Origin of the sequence: Cryobacterium sp. SO2 (assembly GCF_026151165.2) — a bacterium.
Lineage (GTDB): Bacteria > Actinomycetota > Actinomycetes > Actinomycetales > Microbacteriaceae > Cryobacterium.
The window spans coordinates 1,868,116-1,887,545 of the sequence record NZ_CP117849.1 but is presented as its reverse complement, the minus strand read 5'-3'; the positions used below and the strand labels follow the sequence as shown (position 1 = coordinate 1,887,545).

Below are 19,430 nucleotides of genomic sequence, written 5' to 3'. Positions count from 1 at the left end.
GAAGTAGACCCCGTGACGTGCTGGTCACTCGGATCACTCGGTGTGTGGTGGTCTCCGCGACCGCGGGTCATGCGCCCGATGCTGGTTGAGTTTCCGCCAGGTGCGGCTCGGGTCGAGCCAGGCTGGTGCCTTGACCTCGGGCATGCCCAAAACCATCCGGATCTGCCACCCACCGGTGCTGAGGGTGTGGTGGTGGTACCAACACAGCAGCACCCCGTTGGAGACATCGGTGGGCCCGCCGTCCTGCCAGGACGTCACATGGTGGACTTCGGTCCACTGCGGCGGGCAGTCACAGCCCGGGATGACGCAGCCACCATCGCGGGCCGTGATGGCCTTGCGCTGCAGCGCTGTGAAGCAGCGTACTTTGTCGCCGAGGGCGAGGACGGCGCCGTTGCCGCCGAAGAAGATCGGCCGGTACCCGCCGTTGTCGATCATCTGGTTGATCGTGGTCATCGAGATCGGCCCCTCCACCCCGTCGATCCACCCCACCCCGACCCCGGCGAGGAGGTCCGTGGCGCTCACGTGAACCATCACCGTGGGCGGCATGCCGCCCATGGTCGGGGTGTGGGGGTCTTGGGCGACCTGGGTGAGGATCCCGCGGAGGATGTCGGCGCGCTTTTCCCCGCCGGTGCGCTCGTCGATGACCTCACCGGGCACGAGTTCACCGGCCTCGATGCGCTGCTGGTCCTCCGCGGAGGGGAACGCGGGGGCGGAGCGGGCGGACTGGAAGGTGTTGAACACGCCCTGCATGATGCCTTTCAGTTCCGGCGTCACCGCGCCGCGCAGGGGGTGGAGGCCGTTGGTGAGTGTGCCGAAGGAGAACGTCGACTTCGCTTCGAGGACTGCTTCGTTGGGGGCGGCGCCGTCGGGGTTGAGGAACGCTTGCCACTGCAGGGCCATGGCGTGCAGAGAATCGACGGAGTAGACGGACCCGTCCGAGTCGCCCAGTCGTGCCACCGGGCCGGTGAACACCGCGTCGGAGTCGCTGCCATCCGGGTCGTCGCCGGGGCCGGGAATGCGGCCGAACACCGACCCGGTTGCACTTTCGACCAGGGCCGCTTCACAGCCGTGCACGTCATCCTGGTTCGCATCAAACCGGCCATGAACCGTGTAGTCGGCCAGACCCTTCACAATGATCTCCGCCGCATCAACACCCAGCTCACCCGCCTGCAGTGCCGCAGTGACCACCGGGAACACTGGCTCCAACACCCTGTCGCCGAGCACCCGCGGGCAGACCTTGTCGCCCAGCGCTACCCGCCGCTTCATCTCCGGCACCGACGCGCCCGTCAACCGGGTGAGGAGGTCGTTCGCGTGCGAGCAGCCCAACCTCCACGCCAGGGAGTCGGTGCCCAGGAACCGCCGCGACCGGTACCCCACCACGGTCGCCGTCGCCACCCGGGCCGCGTCCACCGGCCGGCCGGTGCGCTCCACCATCTGAGTAAGCGCCACCACCTCAGGGTCGCTCAAACCCTCCACGTCGATGGACTCCATCAGGTCTTGGAACTGCCGAGCAAGCCCATCAATGGCCTTCAACTTCTCGCCGAACGCCCCGGCCAGCACCCTCTGCACTCCAGGCAGCTCGGACGGGTCCCGCCACTGCGGCCGCTTGTCGCCCGGGGCGCGGCGGGCCCCGCCGCCAGCGGGCGTGCCAGCCGGCGCAACCCGGGCCGGGCCGGCAAGGCTCGTGTTCCAATCACACGGCGCATCCGCACCGGGAGTGTCTCCCGCTGCTGCTGTGGAACCACCTGCCAGGTCTTCGTCCATACCTTCATTCTCCCACGAATGAGAGGCTAATGCGAGGATATCTCATGTTATCCACAGGGCAATCTCGCGGATTTATCCGGCTGGACCCAGCGGAGGGCGACGCACGTTTAATAGGAAATAGGCCGCAAATTAGGACGTTATGGCCGATTCCGTCCTCATAAACTCACTATCTCCTCATAAAGTCACTATCTCCTCAGAACGTGACTTCGACTAATACCCAGCTGCTCTGAGGCCGGGTCGCCGGGTCTCGACAGGCTCGACCAGCGCGGGGTGCGTTCTCGAGGCCGAGTAGCGGGGTCTCGACAGGCTCGACCAACGGATGGGCGCGTTTTGAGGCCGGGTTACGGGGTCTCGACAAGCTCGACCATCGCATGCCGGCGCTCTGGAGGCCGGGTCGCGGGGTCTGCACAGGCTCGACCGACCGACGTGGCGCGGGGCCACATCGGGGCGGGGTCTACTGGCTAGAAGCCGAGGCGGCCGAGCTGCTTCGGGTCGCGCTGCCATTCCTTGGCGACCTTCACCCGCAACGACAGGAACACTCGCTTGCCGATGAGCGGTTCGATCTGCTTGCGGGCGCGCATGCCGACATCCTTGAGCCGGCTGCCCGACTTGCCGATGATGATGCCCTTCTGGCTGTCCCGTTCCACGAACAGGTTCGCGTAGATCTCCACGAGCTCCTGGTCGTCACGCTCGATGATGTCGTCGATCGTGACGGCGATCGAGTGCGGCAGCTCGTCGGTCACACCCTCGAGGGCGGCCTCACGGATGTACTCGGAGATCCTGGATTCCAGGCTCTCGTCGGTGACGGCATCCGCCGGGTACAGCGGCGCGTCGCTGAGCGGCAGCAGGCGCAGCAGTTCGCTGCTGAGCACGTCGAGCTGGATGCGGCTGGTCGCGGAGATCGGCACGATGGCCTCCCAGTCGCGCAGCTGCGACACCGCGAGGAGCTGGTTGGCCACGCTGGTCTTGGACGACATGTCGATCTTCGTGACGATGGCGACCTTCTTGGCGCGCGGGAAGTTGTCGAGCTGTTCGTTGATGAACTTGTCGCCCGGCCCGATCGGTTCATTCGCCGGAATGCAGAGGCCCACCACGTCGACGCCGCTCAGGGTGGACTGCACCAGGCTGTTCAGCCGCTCGCCGAGCAGGGTGCGGGGCCGGTGGATGCCGGGGGTATCGACCAGGATCAGCTGGCCGTTCTTCTGGTGCACGATGCCGCGGATGGCGCGGCGGGTGGTCTGCGGCTTCGACGACGTGATGGCGACCTTCTCCCCCACCAGGGCGTTCGTCAGCGTGGACTTGCCCACATTGGGTCGTCCGACGAAGGAGACGAACCCCGCCCGGAAATCAGGTTCACTTGTCATGGCCGTGTGCTCCTTCTGCGTCCGGCATTCCCAGGAATGCGGACTGGGCGTCTCTCAACGCCTTGTCTGGTTCGACCAGCACTGTGCTGATTCGTTTGCGGCGACCCTCAGTGCGCTCTGCGGTGAGGATCAATCCGCTGGTTCTGGCTTCGGACCCGGCCACCGGCAACCTACCGAGGGCCTTGGCCAGCAGTCCGCCGACCGAGTCCACCTCGTCGTCGTCGAGGTCGAGGTCGAAGAGTTCGCCGAGTTCGTCGACGGGCAGCCGGGCACTCACCCGGAAGCGGCCTGAACCCAGGTCTTCGATCTCGACGACGTCGCGATCGTATTCGTCGGAGATGTCGCCGACGAGTTCCTCGATCAGGTCCTCCAGGGTCACGAGTCCGGCGATTCCGCCGTACTCGTCGACGACCATGGCGAGGTGGTTGGATTCCAGCTGCATCTGGCGGAGCAGGGCGTCGGCCTTCTTGGACTCGGGCACGAACTGCGCCGGCTTGGCCAGTTCCCGCACTCGGAGCGTCTCCAGGTTGCGGGGGCGTTCGTAGACGAGCCTGGCTACGTCGCGCAGGTAGAGTACCCCGATGACGTCGTCGACTTCGCCATCGACCACGGGGACCCTGGAGTAGCCCTTGCTGAGGAACAGGCCCATCGCCGCGCCGACAGTTGCGTCGGCGTCGATGGTGACCATATCGGTGCGCGGGATCATCACCTCACGCACCACGGTCTCGCTGAACTCGAAGATCGAGTGGATGAGCTCGCGGTCGTCTTCCTCGATCACGTCCAGTTCCGTCGCCTCATCGACCATGCTCAGAAGCTGGTCCTCCGAAGTAAAGGTGGCGAGCCGACTGCGACCGGGCGTCACCCTGTTGCCGAGTGCGACGAGGGCGTTGGCCACCGGTCCGAGCAGCACCCTGAGGAAGTGCACGAGCACGGCCGTGAGCACCAGCAGGGTTTTCGGGTGGGCGCGGCCCACGCTGCGGGGGCTGGCCCCGACGAGCACGAACGAGACCGCCGTCATGAGCAGCGCCGACAGCAGCAGCGCCAGCCAGATCTGTTCGATCGTCGTGGCGAACACCAGGGTGACGAGCACCGCGGCGGTGGTCTCCGCGATAATCCGGACGAAGTTGATGGCGTTGAGGTGAGCGCCGGTGTCGGCGGAGATGGCGCGGAGAGACCGCTTCGCCCGGCTCGTCACGGCGAGTTCGGCGATGTCGGCCCGGGACTGGGATGTGATTGAGGAGTCGACGGCGGCCATCAGCCCGCCGAACGCGACGAGCAGGATGGCGGCCGTGAGGAACCACCCGACGATCATGTGGTGCGGCGTCGTTCCTGCATGGCGAAGCCGATCAGGATGTCGCGCTGGATGCCGAACATCTCCTTCTCTTCTTCGGGCTCGGCGTGGTCGAAGCCCAGCAGGTGCAGCACGCCGTGGGTGGTGAGCAGCAGCAGTTCGTCGAGGGTGCTGTGCCCCGCAGTCTCGGCCTGGCCCTGCGCCACCTGGGGGCAGAGCACGATGTCGCCGAGCAGGCCTGGCGGGGTCTGCGCGTCCTCGGTGCCCGGGCGCAGTTCGTCCATCGGGAAGCTCAGCACGTCGGTGGGGCCAGGTTCGTCCATCCACTGCACGTGCAGCTGTTCCATGGCGCCCTCGTCGACGAGCACGATCGCCAGTTCGGCGTCTGCGTGCACGTGCATGGCGTCGAGGGCGAAGGCGGCCAGCCGGAGGATGGCGGCTTCGTCGACCGGGATGGCCGACTCGTTGTTGATTTCGATGCTCAACTGGATCTCCGTTTCGGGGTGCGATCGCGCGGATTCCCCTGGTGCGGAGCGCGGGCGGCGAAGTCGCGGGCCTGTTCGCTTTCGTAGCGTTGGGCCTGCTTCTGCGCGTCGTATTCGGTGTACGCATCGACGATGCGTCCGACAAGGCTGTGGCGCACGACGTCGGCGCTGGTCAATCGCACGAAGGCGATGTCGTCGATGCCGTCGAGCACGCGGGTGACGAGGCGGAGCCCGCTGGCTCCGGCCGGGAGGTCGACCTGGGTGATGTCGCCGGTGACGACCATCTGCGAACCGAATCCCAGCCGGGTGAGGAACATCTTCATCTGCTCCGGCGTCGTGTTCTGGGCCTCGTCGAGCACGATGAACGCCGAGTTGAGGGTGCGGCCGCGCATGTAGGCGAGCGGGGCAACCTCGATGGTGCCTGCGGCCAACAGCTTGGGCACCAGCTCGGGGTCCATCATCTCGAAGAGCGCGTCGTAGAGCGGGCGCAGGTAGGGGTCGATCTTGTCGGTAAGGGTGCCGGGCAGAAAGCCGAGCCTCTCGCCGGCCTCGACGGCCGGACGAGTGAGGATGATCCGGTCGACCTCCTTGCGTTGCAGCGCCTGCACGGCCTTGGCCATGGCCAGGTAGGTCTTGCCGGTGCCGGCCGGACCGATGCCGAAGACGATGGCGTTCTCATCGATCGCATTGACGTAGTCGCTCTGGCCCAGGGTCTTGGGACGCACCGTGAGACCGCGCGAAGTGAGAATGGCCTGGCCGAGCACCGTGGACGGGCTCGACGAACTGTCGGCGTCCAGCATCCTGGCCGAGGTGCTGACCTCGGCCTCGCCCAGGTCGGCGCCGGTGCGCAGCAGCAGCTCGAGCTCCTCGATCAACCGCACGACGGCGCCGACACCGGCGACCGGCCCGGTGAGGGTGACCTCGTTGCCGCGCACGTGCACGGTGACGGCCGGGTACTCCTTTTCGATGGTGCTGAGGAACCGGTCCTGCGGGCCGAGCAGCCGCACCATGGCGACACCGTCGACCAGCAGCTTGCGTACAACGGACTCATTGGCCACCAAGCGTGCCCTCCTCGAGGCCGCCGCCGAGGACGTGGGCGTGCACGTGGAAGACAGTCTGTCCGGCGGACGCGCCGGTGTTGAAGACGAGGCGGTATTCGCCCGAGCAGTGCTCGTCGGCGACTCTGCCGGCCACGGCGATCAGCTCGGCCAGCAGGGCCGGGTCGCCCGCGGCGAGCTCACCGACGTTGCGATAGAGCTGCGTCTTGGTGGTCACCACGACATGCACGGGCGCTTGCGGGTGGATGTCGTTGAACGCGATCACGTGATCGGTTTCCGCCACGATGGTCGCGGGAATTTCGCGCGCGACGATACGGCTGAAGATCGTGGGTTCTGCAGCGGGGGAAGCCATATCTCTATCTTAAGCGGAACTACCAGCGGCCGAGGGTTGCGTTCAGGATGGCGACGGCGGCCGGGCCGGCCGTTGACGTGCGCAGGACGGTGTCGCCCAGGCGCACCCGGCTGGCGCCGGCGTTCTCGAGAATGTCGAGTTCGGAGGGGGCGATGCCGCCCTCAGGGCCCACGACGAGCACGATGTCGCGGTCGTCCGTTGGCGCGGTAATCGTGGTGAGCCGGGCGAACGCGGTCGGCTCGAGCAACAGCATCCGAGTGGTCGCGGCCAGCGCGGCCAACTGCTTCGTGGTGGTCAGCGGGGAGACCTCTGGCAGCCACGGCCGGATCGACTGCTTGCTGGCCTCCCGCACGATGGCCGCCCAGCGGGCCTGACCCTTGGCGATCTTCACACCCTCCCAGCGCGCCACCGAACGGCTCGCCGCCCACGGCACAACCCCGTCGATACCCAGCTCGGTGGCAGCCTGCACGGCGAGTTCGTCGCGGTCGCCCTTGGCCAGGGCCTGCACGAGGACGATCCGTGGCGCGGCGGGAGAGCTGCGCCGGACCCCGTCGACCCGCACGGTGAGTTCGGCCGGAGCTGCCGTGAGCACCGTGACGTCGAGCATGAGGCCGGCGCCGTCGCCAAGCAGCAGGGTCTCCCCCGGCCGCACCCGACTGACCGTGACAGCGTGCTTGGCCTCGGCGCCGGTGACGCTCACCATGGCGCCAACGGCGGGGTCGCCCAGCGTGCCGAGGGTTTCGGACAGGAAGAAATGCGCCATGGAGGTGGGCCGGATCAGCCCAGGAACCGGTCGCGGAGCTTCGCGAACAGGCCCTGCTGGAAGTGGCTGAGCGCCGGCGCTGGCACCTTGTGCCTGGCCGCGAACGCTTCGATGAGTTCGCGTTCCTTGTGGTCGAGCTTGGTGGGGGTGAGTACCTGCACGCCGACCCGCAGGTCGCCGCGGCCGTTGCCGCGCAGGCGCGTGACGCCGCGGTCCTTGACGGTGAGGATCTCGCCGGCCTGAACGCCGGGGCGCAACTCGACCTCGATGTCGCCGTCCAGAGCCGCGACCGTGGCCGTGGCCCCGAGGATCGCGTCGGTCATCGGCACCGACAGGGTGCAGAGCAGGTCGTCGCCGTCGCGGCTGAAGACGTCGTGGTGGCGCACCTTCATTTCGAGGTACAGGTCGCCGTTGGGTCCGCCGGCAGGTCCGGCTTCGCCGCTGCCGGGCATCTGCAGGCGTAGGCCAGTGTCGACGCCGGCGGGGATGTCGACGGGAACCGTGCGGCGCGCACGCACGCGCCCCTGGCCCTGGCAGGTGATGCACGGGGTGGCGATGATGGTGCCGTAGCCACGGCACGAACCGCAGGGGCTGGAGGTCATGACGTTGCCGAGCAGCGACCGCACGGCGCGCTGGATGCTGCCGGTGCCGTGGCAGATATCGCAGGTGACCGGGGAGGTGCCGGGCTGGCAACAGGTGCCGGAGCAGGTGGCGCAGACGATCGCGGTGTCCACCTCGATGTCGCGGTGGGTGCCGAAGATGACCTCGTCGAGGTCGAGTTCGACCCGGATGAGGGCGTCCTGCCCGCGTTCGCGACGGGACCGGGGACCGCGAGAGCCGCCGCCTCCGCCGCCGAAGAAGGTCTCGAAGATGTCGCCGAAGTTGCCGGCATCGAAGCCGCCACCCTGGTTGGAGCGGCCGTCGCCGCCGCGGTCGTAGTTCTGGCGCTGCTTCGGGTCCGAGAGTACGTCATAGGCGTGCGTGACGGTCTTGAACCGCTCCGACGCCTCAGCGCCGGGGTTCACATCGGGGTGCAGCTGACGGGCAAGCCGGCGGTAGGCCTTCTTGATCTCGTCTGTGGTGGCGTCGCGCGCGACGCCGAGTGCTTCGTAGTGGTCAGCCAAAGCTGGCTCTCCTCGGGGTTCTGGGGTTGGGAATTCGTGTCGAAAGTGAGCTGGAGCGGTCAGTTCTCGCCGAGCAGGCGGGAGAGGTACCGGGCGACGGCGCGCACGGCCGCCATGTTGTTGGAATAGTCCATGCGGGTCGGGCCGAGAACGCCCAGGCGGGCGGCGTCTCCGCGCGAGGTATAGCCGCTGGTCAGCACGGAGGTTTCACCCAGGCCGAACGGCGCGTTCTCGCGGCCGATGCTCACAGAGACGCCGTGCTGGTCCGTGGCCATCTCGCCGAACAGGCGCAACAGCACGACCTGCTCCTCGATGGCCTCGAGCACCGGGTAGATGCTGCCGGTGAAGTCTTCCTCCGTGCGCACGAGGTTCGCCGCCCCGGCCATGACCAATCGGTCCTGGCGGTTGGCCCCGACCTGATCGCGCAGGGTGCCGGTGATGAGGTCGACGAGGTCGGTCTGCTCCGGCGCGCCGAGGCCGGTCGGCCCGCTCAGCGCCGTCGCGGCCGCGGCCATGCCGAGGCCGCCGACGACGGCGTTGAGCCGGGAACGCAGTTCGGCCAGGGCCGCCTCAGCGATCGGGCGGGGCAATTCCACTACGCGCTGTTCCACCCGGCCGGAGTCGGTGATCAGCACCGACAGCACGCGGGTGTCGCTGAGCGGCACCAGTTCGATGTGGCGCACAGTGGCGCGCGACAGTGAGGGGTACTGAACGAGGGCCACCTGGTGGGTGAGCTGGGAGAGCAGCCGCACGCTGCGGGCGAGGACCTCGTCGAGGTCGGCCGACTGGCCGAGGAAGACCTCGATCGCCTGCCGCTGCGCGCCCGTGAGGGGGCGCAGGTCGGCCAGGTGGTCGACGAACAATCTGTAGCCCTTGTCGGTGGGGATACGCCCGGACGACGTGTGCGGCGCGACGATGAGTTCTTCCTCTTCGAGCAAGGCCATGTCGTTGCGGATCGTGGCGGCCGACACGCCGAATGCATGGCGGTCGACGATCGACTTGGAGCCGACGGGCTCGCGGGACGCCACGTAGTCCTGCACGATGACGCGGAGCACTTCGAGGCTGCGATCTGACACCACTAGACGATCGCCTCCCTCTCCCGGTTGTGCCGCCGACGGCTGGCACTCTCTTCGTATGACTGCCAATCATAACGCGGGCACCTGGGATACCCGTTGCCCGCGGACGAATTCGCGCAGTACCGTGGGGTCACACGCATCATCACCGCACGCAATCACCGCACGTGGAAGGGCATTGTCATGAGCTATCCCAACGGTCCTGGGCAACCGAACGGCCCCGCCACCGGGGCTCCGCTGACGGCGGAGCAGGACCGCACCTGGGCGTCCCTCGCCCACCTGGGCGGCATCCTCTCGTTCCTGCCCTCCCTCATCATCTGGTTGGTCTTCCGCGCCAGGGGGCAGTTCACTGACGGGGAGGCCAAGGAGGCCCTGAACTTCCAGATCACACTCCTGATCGGCTATGTCGCCATCAATATCGTCTCCACGATCCTGGGCCTGATCACCTTCGGCCTGTTGTCCGGGCTCGGCTCGCTGACCTGGGTGCTTTGGCTGGTCGGCTCGATCTTCTCTGTTCTCGGCTTCCTCAGCGCGCGCACCGGGCGGCCGTACCGCTACCCGTTCGCCCTGCGTCTGATCAGCTAGTTTGCACACTGCCGGCGGGGGCGAGCGGCGCTATTCTGGTGACAGCGACACCCGCATAATCCCTGTTCCCCCCGAGTGTCCACGAAGGAGATCCAATGTCTGAGGCAACCCCTCCCCCCGCCACCCCGTACCAGGCACCGAGTCAGCTGAGCCCCGCCGACGAGAAGCTGTGGGCCACCCTGATCCACATCGGCGGCATCATCTTCGGCTTCCTGCCCGCGCTGATCGGCTACATCGTGCTCAAGGACCGCGGCCCGTTCATCCGCGCGCACACCGCGACGGCCCTGAACTTCCAGATCACCCTGGCCATCGCCTACCTGGTGGGATCGATCCTCACCGTGATCCTCGTCGGCTTCCTCATCCTGGCCGCCGCCTGGATCCTCAGCATCGTCTTCAGCATCATGGCCGCGATCGCGGCGAACAAGGGCGAGTGGTACACCTACCCGCTGACGATCAAATTCGTCAGCTAGTCACGAGTCACCCCAACCCGCGAACCGTGAGGTGAGCACCCAAAACGCGCGCGTTTGGGGGCTGATCTCACGGTTCGCGGGTTTTTTAATCGGTGAGGAGGCGGCGCACCACGGCGTCGGCCAGGAGCCGGCCCCGCAGGGTGAGCTCGATGGTGCCGCCGATGGCTGCGCGCCCGTCGATGAGGCCGTCGTTGATCAGCCCGGCCACCTCGCGACGGCCCAGCTCCGAGAGCGTCGCCACGGGAATGCCCTCCCGGATGCGGGTGAGCAGCAGCACCCGCTCGGTTTCGCGGGTGGTCTCGTCGAGGGTCTCCCGGCCCGCGGCCGGCGAATGGCCGGCGAGCACACGGTCGGCGTACGCCGCCGGGTGCTTCACGTTCCACCAGCGCACCCCGCCGATGTGGCTGTGGGCGCCGGGGCCGATGCCCCACCAGTCGGCGCTCCGCCAATAGGACAGGTTGTGCCGGGAGCGGTGCTCGGTGTCCGTGGCCCAGTTGCTCACTTCGTACCAGCCGTAGCCGGCCTCGGCGAGGCGCTGGTCGGCGAGCTCATAGAAGTCGGCCTGCAGGTCCTCGTCAGGCTGCACGAGTTCGCCCCGGCGGATCTGCCTGGCCAGCTTGGTGCCATCCTCCACGATCAGCGAGTATGCGCTGATGTGGTCCGGATGCTGCCCGATCGCTTGGTCGAGACTGGCCCGCCAGTCGTCGATGGTCTCCCCCGGTGTGCCGTAGATGAGGTCAAGGCTCACGTCGAGGCCGGCCTCGCGGGCCCACTGCACCACGAGCGGGACGCGTTCGGGGTCGTGGGTGCGCTCGAGGGTGGCGAGCACGCGGGGAACGGCGGACTGCATACCGAAGGACACCCGGGTGAAACCGGCCTGCTTGAGCTGGAGCAGGTAGGCCAGGTCGACGGAGTCCGGGTTGGCCTCCGTGGTGACCTCGGCGCCCGGCACGATGCCGAAGGTGTCCCGCACGGAGTGCAGCATCCGCACCAGGTGGTCGGCCGGCAGCAGCGTGGGCGTGCCGCCGCCGAAGAAGACCGTGGTGGCGGGTCTGGCGGGCACGCCGGAGGCGGCCAGGATACGGGCGGCGGCCTCGACCTCGAGGATCGCCTGATCGGCGTAGTCGCTCTGCTTCACACCGCGCAGCTCGGTGGCCGTGTAGGTGTTGAAGTCGCAGTAGCCGCAGCGCACCCGGCAGAAGGGCACGTGCAGGTAGACGCCGAAGTCGCGGGTGTCCGCACCGATCGCGGCCGACGCCGGGATCAGGCCGTCCAGTGGTGCGGGGTCGCCGACCGGATGCGGTCCAGCCATCCGGTCAGCCCATTCCGACGGGGTGCAGGGCGAGCAGGTATCTGCGGGTGTACCGCTCCTGCTGGAAGCGCAGGACCGGCCAGGCCAGCCGGTAGTACCAGGTGCTCGGTCGGGAGAACGACCGGATGGTGAGCCAGACCGAGTCGTCGGCGCGGCGGTCGACGATGAAGCATTCCTCGCCGTTCTGCGGGTGGCCGCGCATGGTGCCGTAGGCGAAACCGATCTTGTCGGTCTCGTCGATGACGTAGACGACCCGCACGGGCGCCTCAACGGTGAACGGTCCGTTCGGGATCTTGAGCACGGCGGTCATGCCGTTGCTGATGAACGGGGTGCCGTCCTCGGCGAAGGTGGCCTCGTTCACCGGGTGCTCCTGGTTGGGCGCCGGGGTGCCCTCGTCGGTGAAGACGATGCCGGTGTACTGCACACCGGTGCCGGCGTCGAGGTCGGTGACCTCGATACCGCTGCCGCGCTGGACGCCCCAGGTCATCAGCGAGGTCGTCGCCACCCTGAAGCGCTCCTCTCCGCTGCCCAGGCGCACTGTGCGCTCGAGCGGGCGGTGGCCCTTGGGCGGGTAGCGCATCAGGTCGGGCGCGAGCGTGCCGCCGATGGCCGCGTAGGTGACGGCGGCGTCGGTGAAGGTCGAACGGCGCATGCGGCTACTTCTTTTCCTTCTTGGGCGGCTCGTCGCCGGAGAGCGCCGCGATGAACGCCTCCTGCGGAACCTCGACCCGGCCGACCATCTTCATGCGCTTCTTGCCCTCCTTCTGCTTTTCGAGCAGCTTGCGCTTACGGGAGATGTCACCGCCATAGCACTTGGCCAGAACGTCCTTGCGGATGGCGCTGATCGATTCGCGGGCGATGATGCGGGCGCCGATGGCGGCCTGGATCGGCACGTCGAACTGCTGGCGCGGGATGAGCTTGCGCAGGCGCCCGGTCATGAGCACACCGTAGTCGTAGGCCTTGTCACGGTGCACGATGGCGCTGAACGCGTCCACCTGCTCGCCCTGCAGCAGGATGTCGACCTTGACCAGGTCGGCCTCCTGCGAGCCGATCGGCTCGTAGTCCAGCGACGCGTAGCCGGCGGTCTTGCTCTTGAGCTGGTCGAAGAAGTCGAACACGATCTCGCCGAGCGGCATCGTGTACCGGATCTCGACCCGGTCTTCACCGAGGTACTCCATGCCGAGCAGGGTGCCGCGGCGGCCCTGGCAGAGTTCCATGATCACGCCGACGTAGTCCTTGGGCGCGAGGATGGCCGCCTTCACGATGGGCTCCTCCACGACGGCGATCTTGCCGTTGGGGAACTCGCTCGGGTTGGTGACAGTGACGGTCTTCTTGTCGTCTGTGGTGACCTCGTAGATCACACTGGGCGCTGTCGTGATCAGGTCGAGGTTGAATTCGCGGTCGATGCGCTCGGTGATGATCTCGAGGTGCAGGAGGCCCAGGAAGCCGCAGCGGAAGCCGAAGCCGAGGGCCACGGAGGTCTCCGGTTCGTAGACCAGCGAGGCATCCGAGAGCTTGAGCTTGTCGAGGGCCTCACGAAGGGCCGGGTAGTCGCTGCCGTCGATCGGGTACAGGCCGGAGAACACCATGGGCTTCGGCTCGGTGTAGCCGGGCAGCGCCACGGTGGCGGGCTTGGCGGCGGTGGTGACGGTGTCGCCGACCTTGGACTGGCGCACGTCCTTCACGCCGGTGATCAGGTAGCCGACCTCGCCGACGCCCAGGCCCTTGCTGGGTGTGGGCTCTGGGCTGGTGACGCCGATCTCGAGGATGTCGTGGGTGGCCCGCGTCGACATCATCTGGATCTTCTCTCGGGGGCTCAGTTGCCCGTCGATCATCCGCACGTAGGTGACGACGCCTCGGTAGCTGTCGTAGACCGAGTCGAAGATCATGGCGCGGGCCGGCGCGTTGGGGTCGCCGACCGGGGCGGGGATGAGGCTGGTGGCGCGGTCGAGCAGTTCGGACACGCCGACGCCGGTCTTGCCGGAGACCCGCAGCACGTCGTCGGGGCTGCCGCCGATGAGGCTCGCGAGTTCCTTGGCGTACTTGTCGGGGTCTGCGGCCGGCAGGTCGATCTTGTTGAGCACCGGGATGATGGTGAGGTCGTTCTCCAGCGCCAGGTACAGGTTCGCGAGGGTCTGGGCTTCGATGCCCTGCGCGGCGTCCACGAGCAGGATGGCGCCCTCACAGGCGGCCAGGCTGCGGGAGACCTCGTAGGTGAAGTCGACGTGCCCGGGGGTGTCGATCATATTCAGCGCGTAGGTCTGGCCGTCCATCTCCCACGGCATCCGCACGGCCTGGCTCTTGATGGTGATGCCGCGCTCGCGTTCGATGTCCATGCGGTCCAGGTACTGGGCGCGCATGGAACGGTCGTCGACGACGCCGGTGATCTGCAGCATCCGGTCGGCCAGCGTGGACTTGCCGTGGTCGATGTGCGCGATGATGCAGAAGTTACGGATGAACGCGGGGGCGGTGGCGGCCGGTTCCAGCGCCTTGAGAGCTCTCGGTGACATGATGGGCCCAATTCTCCCATGTCCGGCAGCATCGGGGTGACCCGGCCGCTCCGCGCGGTTCATCCCTCCGGTTCGGCCGGGCCGTTCATCCATTCGACTGATGACGCTTCCGGCGGGCCTGATTAGGCTGGGCGCACCATGTCCAGCCTCGCCGTACGCGCCAGTCCACTCCCCCGGGATCCCATGCCGCCCGCCAGCATCGGCGACGGCCTGCCACACTCGGCGCTGACCCCGGTCTTCTCGGGGCTCCGGATCGGCCTGCACGTGCTGATCATTGCGCTCACAGGCCTCGTGATCGTGCGGACCCTGCTCGGTGCGGCAGACAACCCTGTCGCCGTGGTGACGTTGGCGCTGGTCTTCCTGGCGAGCTACGTGGGCGGCAGCGAATTGGTCCGGCGCCGGCACTGGCGCGGCATCGTTCCGGTGTGGATGGCCCTGCTGCTGCTCGAGTGGCTCGCCCTCACCCTGCTTGCACCGGATGCCGCTTTCATCGTCTTTCCGCTGTTCTTCCTGCAGCTGCACGTGTTGCCGCTACGCGCCGGCATCCCGCTGGTGCTGCTCAGTGTGTTCCTGACCATCTGGGCGATGAGCTTCCATCTGGGCCTCAGCCTCGGCGCCACCCTCGGCCCGCTCGTGGGCGCGGGAGTGGCGGTGGCCGTCGGGCTCGGCTACCGGGCGCTGCTGCGCGAGGCCGCCGAACGCCAGAACCTGATCCAGGACCTGCTCGCCACCCGCGCGGAACTGGCCGCGACGGCCAGGGACGCCGGCACCCTCGCCGAGCGGGAACGCCTGGCCAGGGAGATCCACGACACCGTGGCGCAGGGCCTGTCCAGCATCCAGTTGCTGCTGCACGCGGCCGAACGCACCGTCACCGACCCGAAGGCCCTCGAGCATCTACGCCTGGCCAGGGACACGGCGGCGGCCAACCTGCAGGAGACCCGCCGGTTCATCCGCGAGCTGACCCCGCCGGCCCTGGATGCGCAGAGCCTGCCCGGCGCCCTCGCCAGGCTGGCCGCGTCGATGGAGCGCACGGCGTCGGGCGGCGACCGCGCCACCCAGGTGAGCGTGCACATCACGGGAGACGCGGTGCCGCTGTCGATGCCGCTGGAGACGACACTGCTGCGGATCGCCCAGGGGTCGCTCGCCAATGTGGCCCAGCACGCCGCGGCCGGTCGCGCCGAGGTGACCCTCAGCTATATGACCGACGAGGTGGCCCTCGACATCGTCGACGACGGCTGCGGCTTCACCGTCAGTGCTGCCGGCGCGAGCCGGCCAGACTCCTTCGGCCTCGTGGCGATCCGGCAGCGCGTCGAACAGCTCGGCGGCAGTTTTGTGCTCGAATCGGCGCCGGGGCAGGGCACGGCCGTCGCCGTGACCTTTCCCACCGTCACCTTCCCCACCGCTGGGGCAGCGTCGTGATCCGGGTGCTGCTCGCCGACGACCATCCCGTGGTGCGGGCGGGGCTGCGTGCGCTGCTCGGCGCTGAGCCCGACCTGGTGGTCCAACTCGAAGCGGGCACGGCGGAGGACGCCGTGCAGATGGCGGCATCCGGCCGGGTGGATGTGGTGCTGATGGACCTGCAGTTCGGCGGCGCCGCGGCCGGCACCGGTGTGCCCGGGGCAGAGGCCATGCAGGGGGCGGAGGCCACTCGGCGGGTGCGCGCGGCCGCCGGCGCCCCGCGCGTGCTGATCCTCACCAACTACGACACGGATGCGGACATCCTCGGCGCCATCGAGGCGGGCGCGAGCGGGTATCTGCTCAAAGATGCCCCGCCCGCGGAACTGATCGCTGCCGTGCGGGCCGCCGCCGCGGGGCAGAGCGCCCTGGCGCCCGCCATCGTCACCCGGTTGGCCGACCGGTCCCGGATCCCAGAGGGCCGGCTGTCCCCACGCGAGGTGGAGGTGCTCGGCCTCGTCGCGGCCGGCCGATCCAATCGACAGATCGGCCAGGACCTCTTCCTCAGCGAGGCGACGGTCAAGTCGCATCTGGTGCACATCTTCGGCAAGCTCGGGGTGAGTTCGCGCACCTCAGCGGTCGCCAGCGCGCGGGCGTCCGGCACCATCCGGGGATCCTGATATGCCTGGCGCCGCCGACGGACGAGTCCCGGTGCTGCTGGTGCACGGCATCCGCAGCTCGGCCGGCATGTGGCGCCACCAGCGGGAGCAGCTGGCCCTGGCGGGGCACCCGGTTCTCGCGATCGACCTGCCCGGCCACGGGACGCGGCTCGGCGAGGAGTTCACCGCGGCTCGCGCCCTCGCTGCCATCGACGCCGGTGTGAGGGCCCTGGGCGGCCGGGTACTGCTCGTGGGGCTCTCGCTCGGCGGCTACTGGGCCATCGCCTACGCCGCCAGGCACCCGGACCGGGTTCTCGCGCTCGTTGCCGCGGGGTCAGCGGCCGAGCCGAACGGGCCAGGGCTGGCCGGCTACCGCCTGCTGGCCCGGCTCATCCACCGGCTGCCCGACCGGGGCCTCGCCCTGCACACCTTCCTCGTGCGGCGGATGCTCCCGCCGGCCGGCGCCGCCGATGCGCTCGCCGGAGGCGTGGCCCTGGAGGTCATGGACGCGGGCCTCCTGGCCACGGGCACGCTAACGCCGCTGGCCGACCTCAGGGCCTACCCGGGCAGGGTCTGGTTGGTCAACGGGGTCTGGGACCAGTTCAGGGTGCACCAGCAGCGCTTCCTGAGCGCGGCCAGGCACGGCACCCTGGTGACGGTTCCGGGCGCCGGCCACCTGGTGAGCCTGCACCGCCCGCACGCCTTCGATAGAATTCTCGGCAGGATCATTTCCGAGGTCGAGGCGGAGCTTCACCGGGATCACCCTGATTCGGTCACCAGCCCAGGTCGATAGCTGGTATCGTTGCCTGTTGGCTTGCGTGTTGGGTCCCACCCCACACGATTTTCGCCGCACGGTGCCCTCTATCACCGGGCGGCCCATCCGAACAAGAATCTAACGAAAGCGTAAAAAACGTGGCAAATATCAAGTCGCAGATCAAGCGGATCCTCACGAACAAGAAGTCGCAGGAGCGCAACAAGGCGGTCAAGAGCGAGTTCAAGACGGCCATCCGGGCAACCCGCCTCGCCGTCGCCGCCGGTGACAAGGACAAGGCTGTTGCTACCCTCGCCGTTGCTTCCAAGAAGCTCGACAAGGCCGTCAGCAAGGGCGTCATCCACAAGAACCAGGCAGCGAACAAGAAGTCCGCTATCTCCAAGTCGGTCAACGCCCTCTAGGCAAACAACCGCAGGCAAACAACCGCAGGTAGACAACCGCACAGAAAAACCCCCGCCTCCTGAGGCGGGGGTTTTCTGCGTGACGGCTGGGCCTTCCGCGTGCGCACGGCCGAGGCTATGTTGTCGGCGTGACGAGCGAAAACAACGAGCAGGGCACACCGTCCGGCCCTGTGCCCCCACAGCCGGAGCGGTCGCCCTGGCGCAGGCAGGCCGGCTTCCTCGGTGCGGCCTTCGCGGTGGCAGCCGCCGTCATCGCGGCCGGGCTCAGATTCGCCCCGCAGGCGTCGGCGTATTCCGGCCTCAGTCCGTGGGTGTTCTCCGGACTCCTGGGCTTCGTGCTGGTCCTGGGCGGCGCGTGCGTGCTGTTCGCAGCGTCGTTCCCCGCCGCGCCACCCCGCCCGGCCCGGCCCGTTCAGCAGCCGAGCGCTCCGTATCCCGGTCCAGAGCAGCCCCCGCCCGCCCCAGGAGCGTTCCCCGACGGTTCGTTCCCCGACGGTTCGTTCCCGGACGGCTCGTACCCTGACGGAACATCTCCGGCCGGCACAGCTCCGACTGCACCGTCATCGCCCCCGTACAGCCCGATACCGGGCATCGCACCGGCCAACGAGGCATCAGCCGCGCAAGCACAGGCCGCCGCCGGCCCCGGCGACTCGCCGACGGCTGGGCGCAGCCTCACCATCCTCGGCGCACTGCTCGCCGCGGCGGGCCTGGCCCTCGCCACTCTCGCTGTGGCCATCGCCGTGCTCCTGCCCACACCGACGGAGTCGATCATGGTGCAGTTCACCGACCTCTACGGGAGGGTACAGCTGGAATACTGCCCGACCCTGCCCGGGTCGTTCGCCGCGACGGCGTCGCACGACGACCTGGTCGCCTCCTCCACGATCCTGCCGGTCAAGGTGAGCGCCGAGACCTGCGGCAACCCTGACTACACCGACGGCGTCTGGCTGTACCTCAACCGCGCGTCCATCACGGTCTCCGACCGCCCCTGAGCCTGGGCGTGCCGGGACTACTCGCCGCGTTTGGCGATCACGGTGACGAGGCGCTCGAGGGCGAAGACGGGATCCCGTCCGGCGCCCTTCACCGCGGCATCCGTCTCGGCGAGCATGACGATGCACCGCGCCAGACCCTCGTCGGACCAGCCACGCAGGTCGCGTTGGGCGCGTTCCACCTGCCAGGGGGCCAGGCTGAACGTCGAGGCCAGCTGCGCGGACCCGCCGCGCGCACCGAAGAGCTTGGCCATCGTGCGGATCTTGCTCGCGAACGCGGCCACGATAGGAACGGGATCGGCCCCGGAGGCCAGCGCGTGCCGCAGGGTGACGAGTGCCTCGCCGAGGCGGCCGGCGATGGCGGAGTCAGCGACCTTGAAGGCGTTGGTCTCCACCCGGCCGCCGTAGTACCGGTCAACGGTGGTCTCGGTGACCTCCGCGCCGGTGTCGGCGATGAGCTGTTGGCAGGCCGCGGAGAGTTCGGCCAGGTCGTCGGAGAAGGCCGCCACGAGGGAGCGCAGCGCACTCGGGGTGACGCGTTTGCCCGCCGCGCGGAATTCGGCCGTGGCGAAGTCGTGCTTCTCCGCATCCTTCTTCAGTTCGGCACAGACGACCTCGATCGCGCCGCCGACGCCGCTGCGGATGGTGTCGAGCAGCTTCTTGCCGCGCACTCCCCCGCCATGGCGCAGGATGACGTAGGTGTCGTCTGCGGGGTTCTGCAGGTAGTCGATAGCCTCGCTGAGGAAGGTGTCGCTGCACTTCTCGACCGAGCTGACCCTGATCAACCGCGGCTCACCGAAGAGCGACGGGCTCGCCAGGGTGAGCAGCTCCCCCGGGGCATAACTGTCGGCCTGGATATCGCTGACCTCGAGGCTGGGATCTTCGAGTTTCAGGAAGTCCCTCAGGGACCGGATGGCCCGGTCGGCCAGGAAATCCTCGGTGCCGGAGACCAGGATCACCGGGGCAGGTCGCACCTGGTGCGAGGCGAGCTGGGGGATCTTGGCAGCGCTTTTCGCGGCCGGTTTCCCCGTCCGGCCAGAGGCTGTTGTACGTGCGGCCACGCGGC

At 68.3% G+C, this 19,430-nt stretch carries 20 protein-coding genes; 7 read left to right on the top strand and 13 right to left on the bottom strand.

The features are described from left to right. Positions 1-33: 33 nt before the first annotated feature. From BJQ94_RS08680 to hrcA, 9 genes are all read right to left on the bottom strand, one after another. Positions 34-1,764, bottom strand: coding sequence for an HNH endonuclease signature motif containing protein (locus BJQ94_RS08680; RefSeq protein ID WP_275875589.1), 1,731 nt, complete (start codon positions 1,762-1,764; stop codon positions 34-36). A gap of 461 nt (positions 1,765-2,225) precedes the next feature. Next, complete coding sequence (gene era / locus BJQ94_RS08675) at positions 2,226-3,128, bottom strand: GTPase Era (protein ID WP_265398614.1); 903 nt, start codon at positions 3,126-3,128, stop codon at positions 2,226-2,228. Beyond that, the gene (locus BJQ94_RS08670; protein ID WP_265398613.1) at positions 3,118-4,440 is read right to left on the bottom strand and encodes a hemolysin family protein; all 1,323 of its coding nucleotides are present in this window, start codon (positions 4,438-4,440) and stop codon (positions 3,118-3,120) included. Before BJQ94_RS08670 ends, era begins: the two co-directional genes overlap by 11 nt. Further along, positions 4,437-4,904 carry an rRNA maturation RNase YbeY gene (gene ybeY / locus BJQ94_RS08665; RefSeq protein WP_220604299.1) on the bottom strand — a complete coding sequence of 156 codons (468 nt, stop codon included), beginning with the start codon at positions 4,902-4,904 and terminating at the stop codon, positions 4,437-4,439. The genes BJQ94_RS08670 and ybeY overlap by 4 nt, the downstream gene beginning before the upstream one ends. Then, a complete protein-coding gene (locus BJQ94_RS08660) occupies positions 4,901-5,914 on the bottom strand; it encodes a PhoH family protein (RefSeq protein ID WP_265398617.1) in 1,014 nt (337 codons plus the stop codon). The genes ybeY and BJQ94_RS08660 overlap by 4 nt, the downstream gene beginning before the upstream one ends. Before the next feature lie 37 nt (positions 5,915-5,951). After that, entirely contained in the window at positions 5,952-6,314 is a 363-nt protein-coding gene (locus tag BJQ94_RS08655; RefSeq protein WP_265398612.1) for an HIT domain-containing protein, read from the bottom strand. 19 nt (positions 6,315-6,333) lie between these two features. Continuing rightward, complete coding sequence (locus tag BJQ94_RS08650; protein WP_265398611.1) at positions 6,334-7,077, bottom strand: 16S rRNA (uracil(1498)-N(3))-methyltransferase; 744 nt, start codon at positions 7,075-7,077, stop codon at positions 6,334-6,336. Positions 7,078-7,091: 14 nt separating this feature from the next. Continuing rightward, complete coding sequence (gene dnaJ, locus BJQ94_RS08645; protein WP_265398610.1) at positions 7,092-8,201, bottom strand: molecular chaperone DnaJ; 1,110 nt, start codon at positions 8,199-8,201, stop codon at positions 7,092-7,094. Positions 8,202-8,260: 59 nt separating this feature from the next. Continuing rightward, positions 8,261-9,280 carry a heat-inducible transcriptional repressor HrcA gene (gene hrcA, locus BJQ94_RS08640; RefSeq protein ID WP_265398609.1) on the bottom strand — a complete coding sequence of 340 codons (1,020 nt, stop codon included), beginning with the start codon at positions 9,278-9,280 and terminating at the stop codon, positions 8,261-8,263. Between the two features lie 177 nt (positions 9,281-9,457). Between hrcA and BJQ94_RS08635 the strand changes: the two genes are divergently transcribed. Both BJQ94_RS08635 and BJQ94_RS08630 read left to right on the top strand, forming a co-directional pair. After that, a complete protein-coding gene (locus BJQ94_RS08635) occupies positions 9,458-9,859 on the top strand; it encodes a DUF4870 domain-containing protein (protein WP_265398608.1) in 402 nt (133 codons plus the stop codon). Between the two features lie 95 nt (positions 9,860-9,954). Further along, a complete protein-coding gene (locus BJQ94_RS08630; protein ID WP_265398607.1) occupies positions 9,955-10,329 on the top strand; it encodes a DUF4870 domain-containing protein in 375 nt (124 codons plus the stop codon). Between the two features lie 85 nt (positions 10,330-10,414). Here the strand turns inward: BJQ94_RS08630 and hemW are convergent, their stop codons facing one another. From hemW to lepA, 3 genes are read right to left on the bottom strand one after another with little or no spacing between them, the layout of a single operon-like run. Continuing rightward, positions 10,415-11,641 (bottom strand): radical SAM family heme chaperone HemW, encoded by a 1,227-nt coding sequence (hemW, locus tag BJQ94_RS08625; protein ID WP_265398606.1) that lies wholly within the window; start codon positions 11,639-11,641, stop codon positions 10,415-10,417. Between the two features lie 4 nt (positions 11,642-11,645). Continuing rightward, complete coding sequence (locus BJQ94_RS08620; RefSeq protein ID WP_265398605.1) at positions 11,646-12,293, bottom strand: DUF1990 domain-containing protein; 648 nt, start codon at positions 12,291-12,293, stop codon at positions 11,646-11,648. Positions 12,294-12,297: 4 nt separating this feature from the next. Continuing rightward, positions 12,298-14,151, bottom strand: coding sequence for a translation elongation factor 4 (gene lepA / locus BJQ94_RS08615; RefSeq protein ID WP_265398604.1), 1,854 nt, complete (start codon positions 14,149-14,151; stop codon positions 12,298-12,300). A gap of 138 nt (positions 14,152-14,289) precedes the next feature. Between lepA and BJQ94_RS08610 the strand changes: the two genes are divergently transcribed. From BJQ94_RS08610 to BJQ94_RS08590, 5 genes are all read left to right on the top strand, one after another. Then, positions 14,290-15,570: a sensor histidine kinase gene (locus tag BJQ94_RS08610; RefSeq protein WP_345893493.1), complete on the top strand. Its 1,281-nt coding sequence runs from the start codon at positions 14,290-14,292 to the stop codon at positions 15,568-15,570. Beyond that, the gene (locus BJQ94_RS08605; protein ID WP_265398603.1) at positions 15,567-16,226 is read left to right on the top strand and encodes a response regulator transcription factor; all 660 of its coding nucleotides are present in this window, start codon (positions 15,567-15,569) and stop codon (positions 16,224-16,226) included. The genes BJQ94_RS08610 and BJQ94_RS08605 overlap by 4 nt, the downstream gene beginning before the upstream one ends. 1 nt (position 16,227) lies before the next feature. Next, positions 16,228-16,998, top strand: a complete 771-nt coding sequence (locus BJQ94_RS08600; protein WP_265398602.1) for an alpha/beta hydrolase — start codon at positions 16,228-16,230, stop codon at positions 16,996-16,998. A gap of 119 nt (positions 16,999-17,117) precedes the next feature. Beyond that, positions 17,118-17,378, top strand: a complete 261-nt coding sequence (rpsT, locus tag BJQ94_RS08595; protein ID WP_265398601.1) for a 30S ribosomal protein S20 — start codon at positions 17,118-17,120, stop codon at positions 17,376-17,378. A gap of 128 nt (positions 17,379-17,506) precedes the next feature. Next, entirely contained in the window at positions 17,507-18,367 is an 861-nt protein-coding gene (locus BJQ94_RS08590) for a hypothetical protein (RefSeq protein ID WP_275875588.1), read from the top strand. 17 nt (positions 18,368-18,384) lie between these two features. On the opposite strand, the gene holA is transcribed toward BJQ94_RS08590, so the two are convergent. Continuing rightward, positions 18,385-19,425, bottom strand: a complete 1,041-nt coding sequence (gene holA, locus BJQ94_RS08585; protein WP_265398268.1) for a DNA polymerase III subunit delta — start codon at positions 19,423-19,425, stop codon at positions 18,385-18,387. Between the last annotated feature and the right edge of the window lie 5 nt (positions 19,426-19,430).

Coding starts and splice junctions, on each gene's coding strand:
- BJQ94_RS08680 (WP_275875589.1), bottom strand. CDS start 1,764: ATGGACGAAGACCTGGCAGGTGGTTCCACAGCAGCAGCGGGAGACACT.
- era (WP_265398614.1), bottom strand. CDS start 3,128: ATGACAAGTGAACCTGATTTCCGGGCGGGGTTCGTCTCCTTCGTCGGA.
- BJQ94_RS08670 (WP_265398613.1), bottom strand. CDS start 4,440: ATGATCGTCGGGTGGTTCCTCACGGCCGCCATCCTGCTCGTCGCGTTC.
- BJQ94_RS08660 (WP_265398617.1), bottom strand. CDS start 5,914: ATGGTGCGGCTGCTCGGCCCGCAGGACCGGTTCCTCAGCACCATCGAA.
- BJQ94_RS08655 (WP_265398612.1), bottom strand. CDS start 6,314: ATGGCTTCCCCCGCTGCAGAACCCACGATCTTCAGCCGTATCGTCGCG.
- BJQ94_RS08650 (WP_265398611.1), bottom strand. CDS start 7,077: ATGGCGCATTTCTTCCTGTCCGAAACCCTCGGCACGCTGGGCGACCCC.
- BJQ94_RS08635 (WP_265398608.1), top strand. CDS start 9,458: ATGAGCTATCCCAACGGTCCTGGGCAACCGAACGGCCCCGCCACCGGG.
- BJQ94_RS08630 (WP_265398607.1), top strand. CDS start 9,955: ATGTCTGAGGCAACCCCTCCCCCCGCCACCCCGTACCAGGCACCGAGT.
- hemW (WP_265398606.1), bottom strand. CDS start 11,641: ATGGCTGGACCGCATCCGGTCGGCGACCCCGCACCACTGGACGGCCTG.
- BJQ94_RS08620 (WP_265398605.1), bottom strand. CDS start 12,293: ATGCGCCGTTCGACCTTCACCGACGCCGCCGTCACCTACGCGGCCATC.
- lepA (WP_265398604.1), bottom strand. CDS start 14,151: ATGTCACCGAGAGCTCTCAAGGCGCTGGAACCGGCCGCCACCGCCCCC.
- BJQ94_RS08610 (WP_345893493.1), top strand. CDS start 14,290: ATGTCCAGCCTCGCCGTACGCGCCAGTCCACTCCCCCGGGATCCCATG.
- BJQ94_RS08600 (WP_265398602.1), top strand. CDS start 16,228: ATGCCTGGCGCCGCCGACGGACGAGTCCCGGTGCTGCTGGTGCACGGC.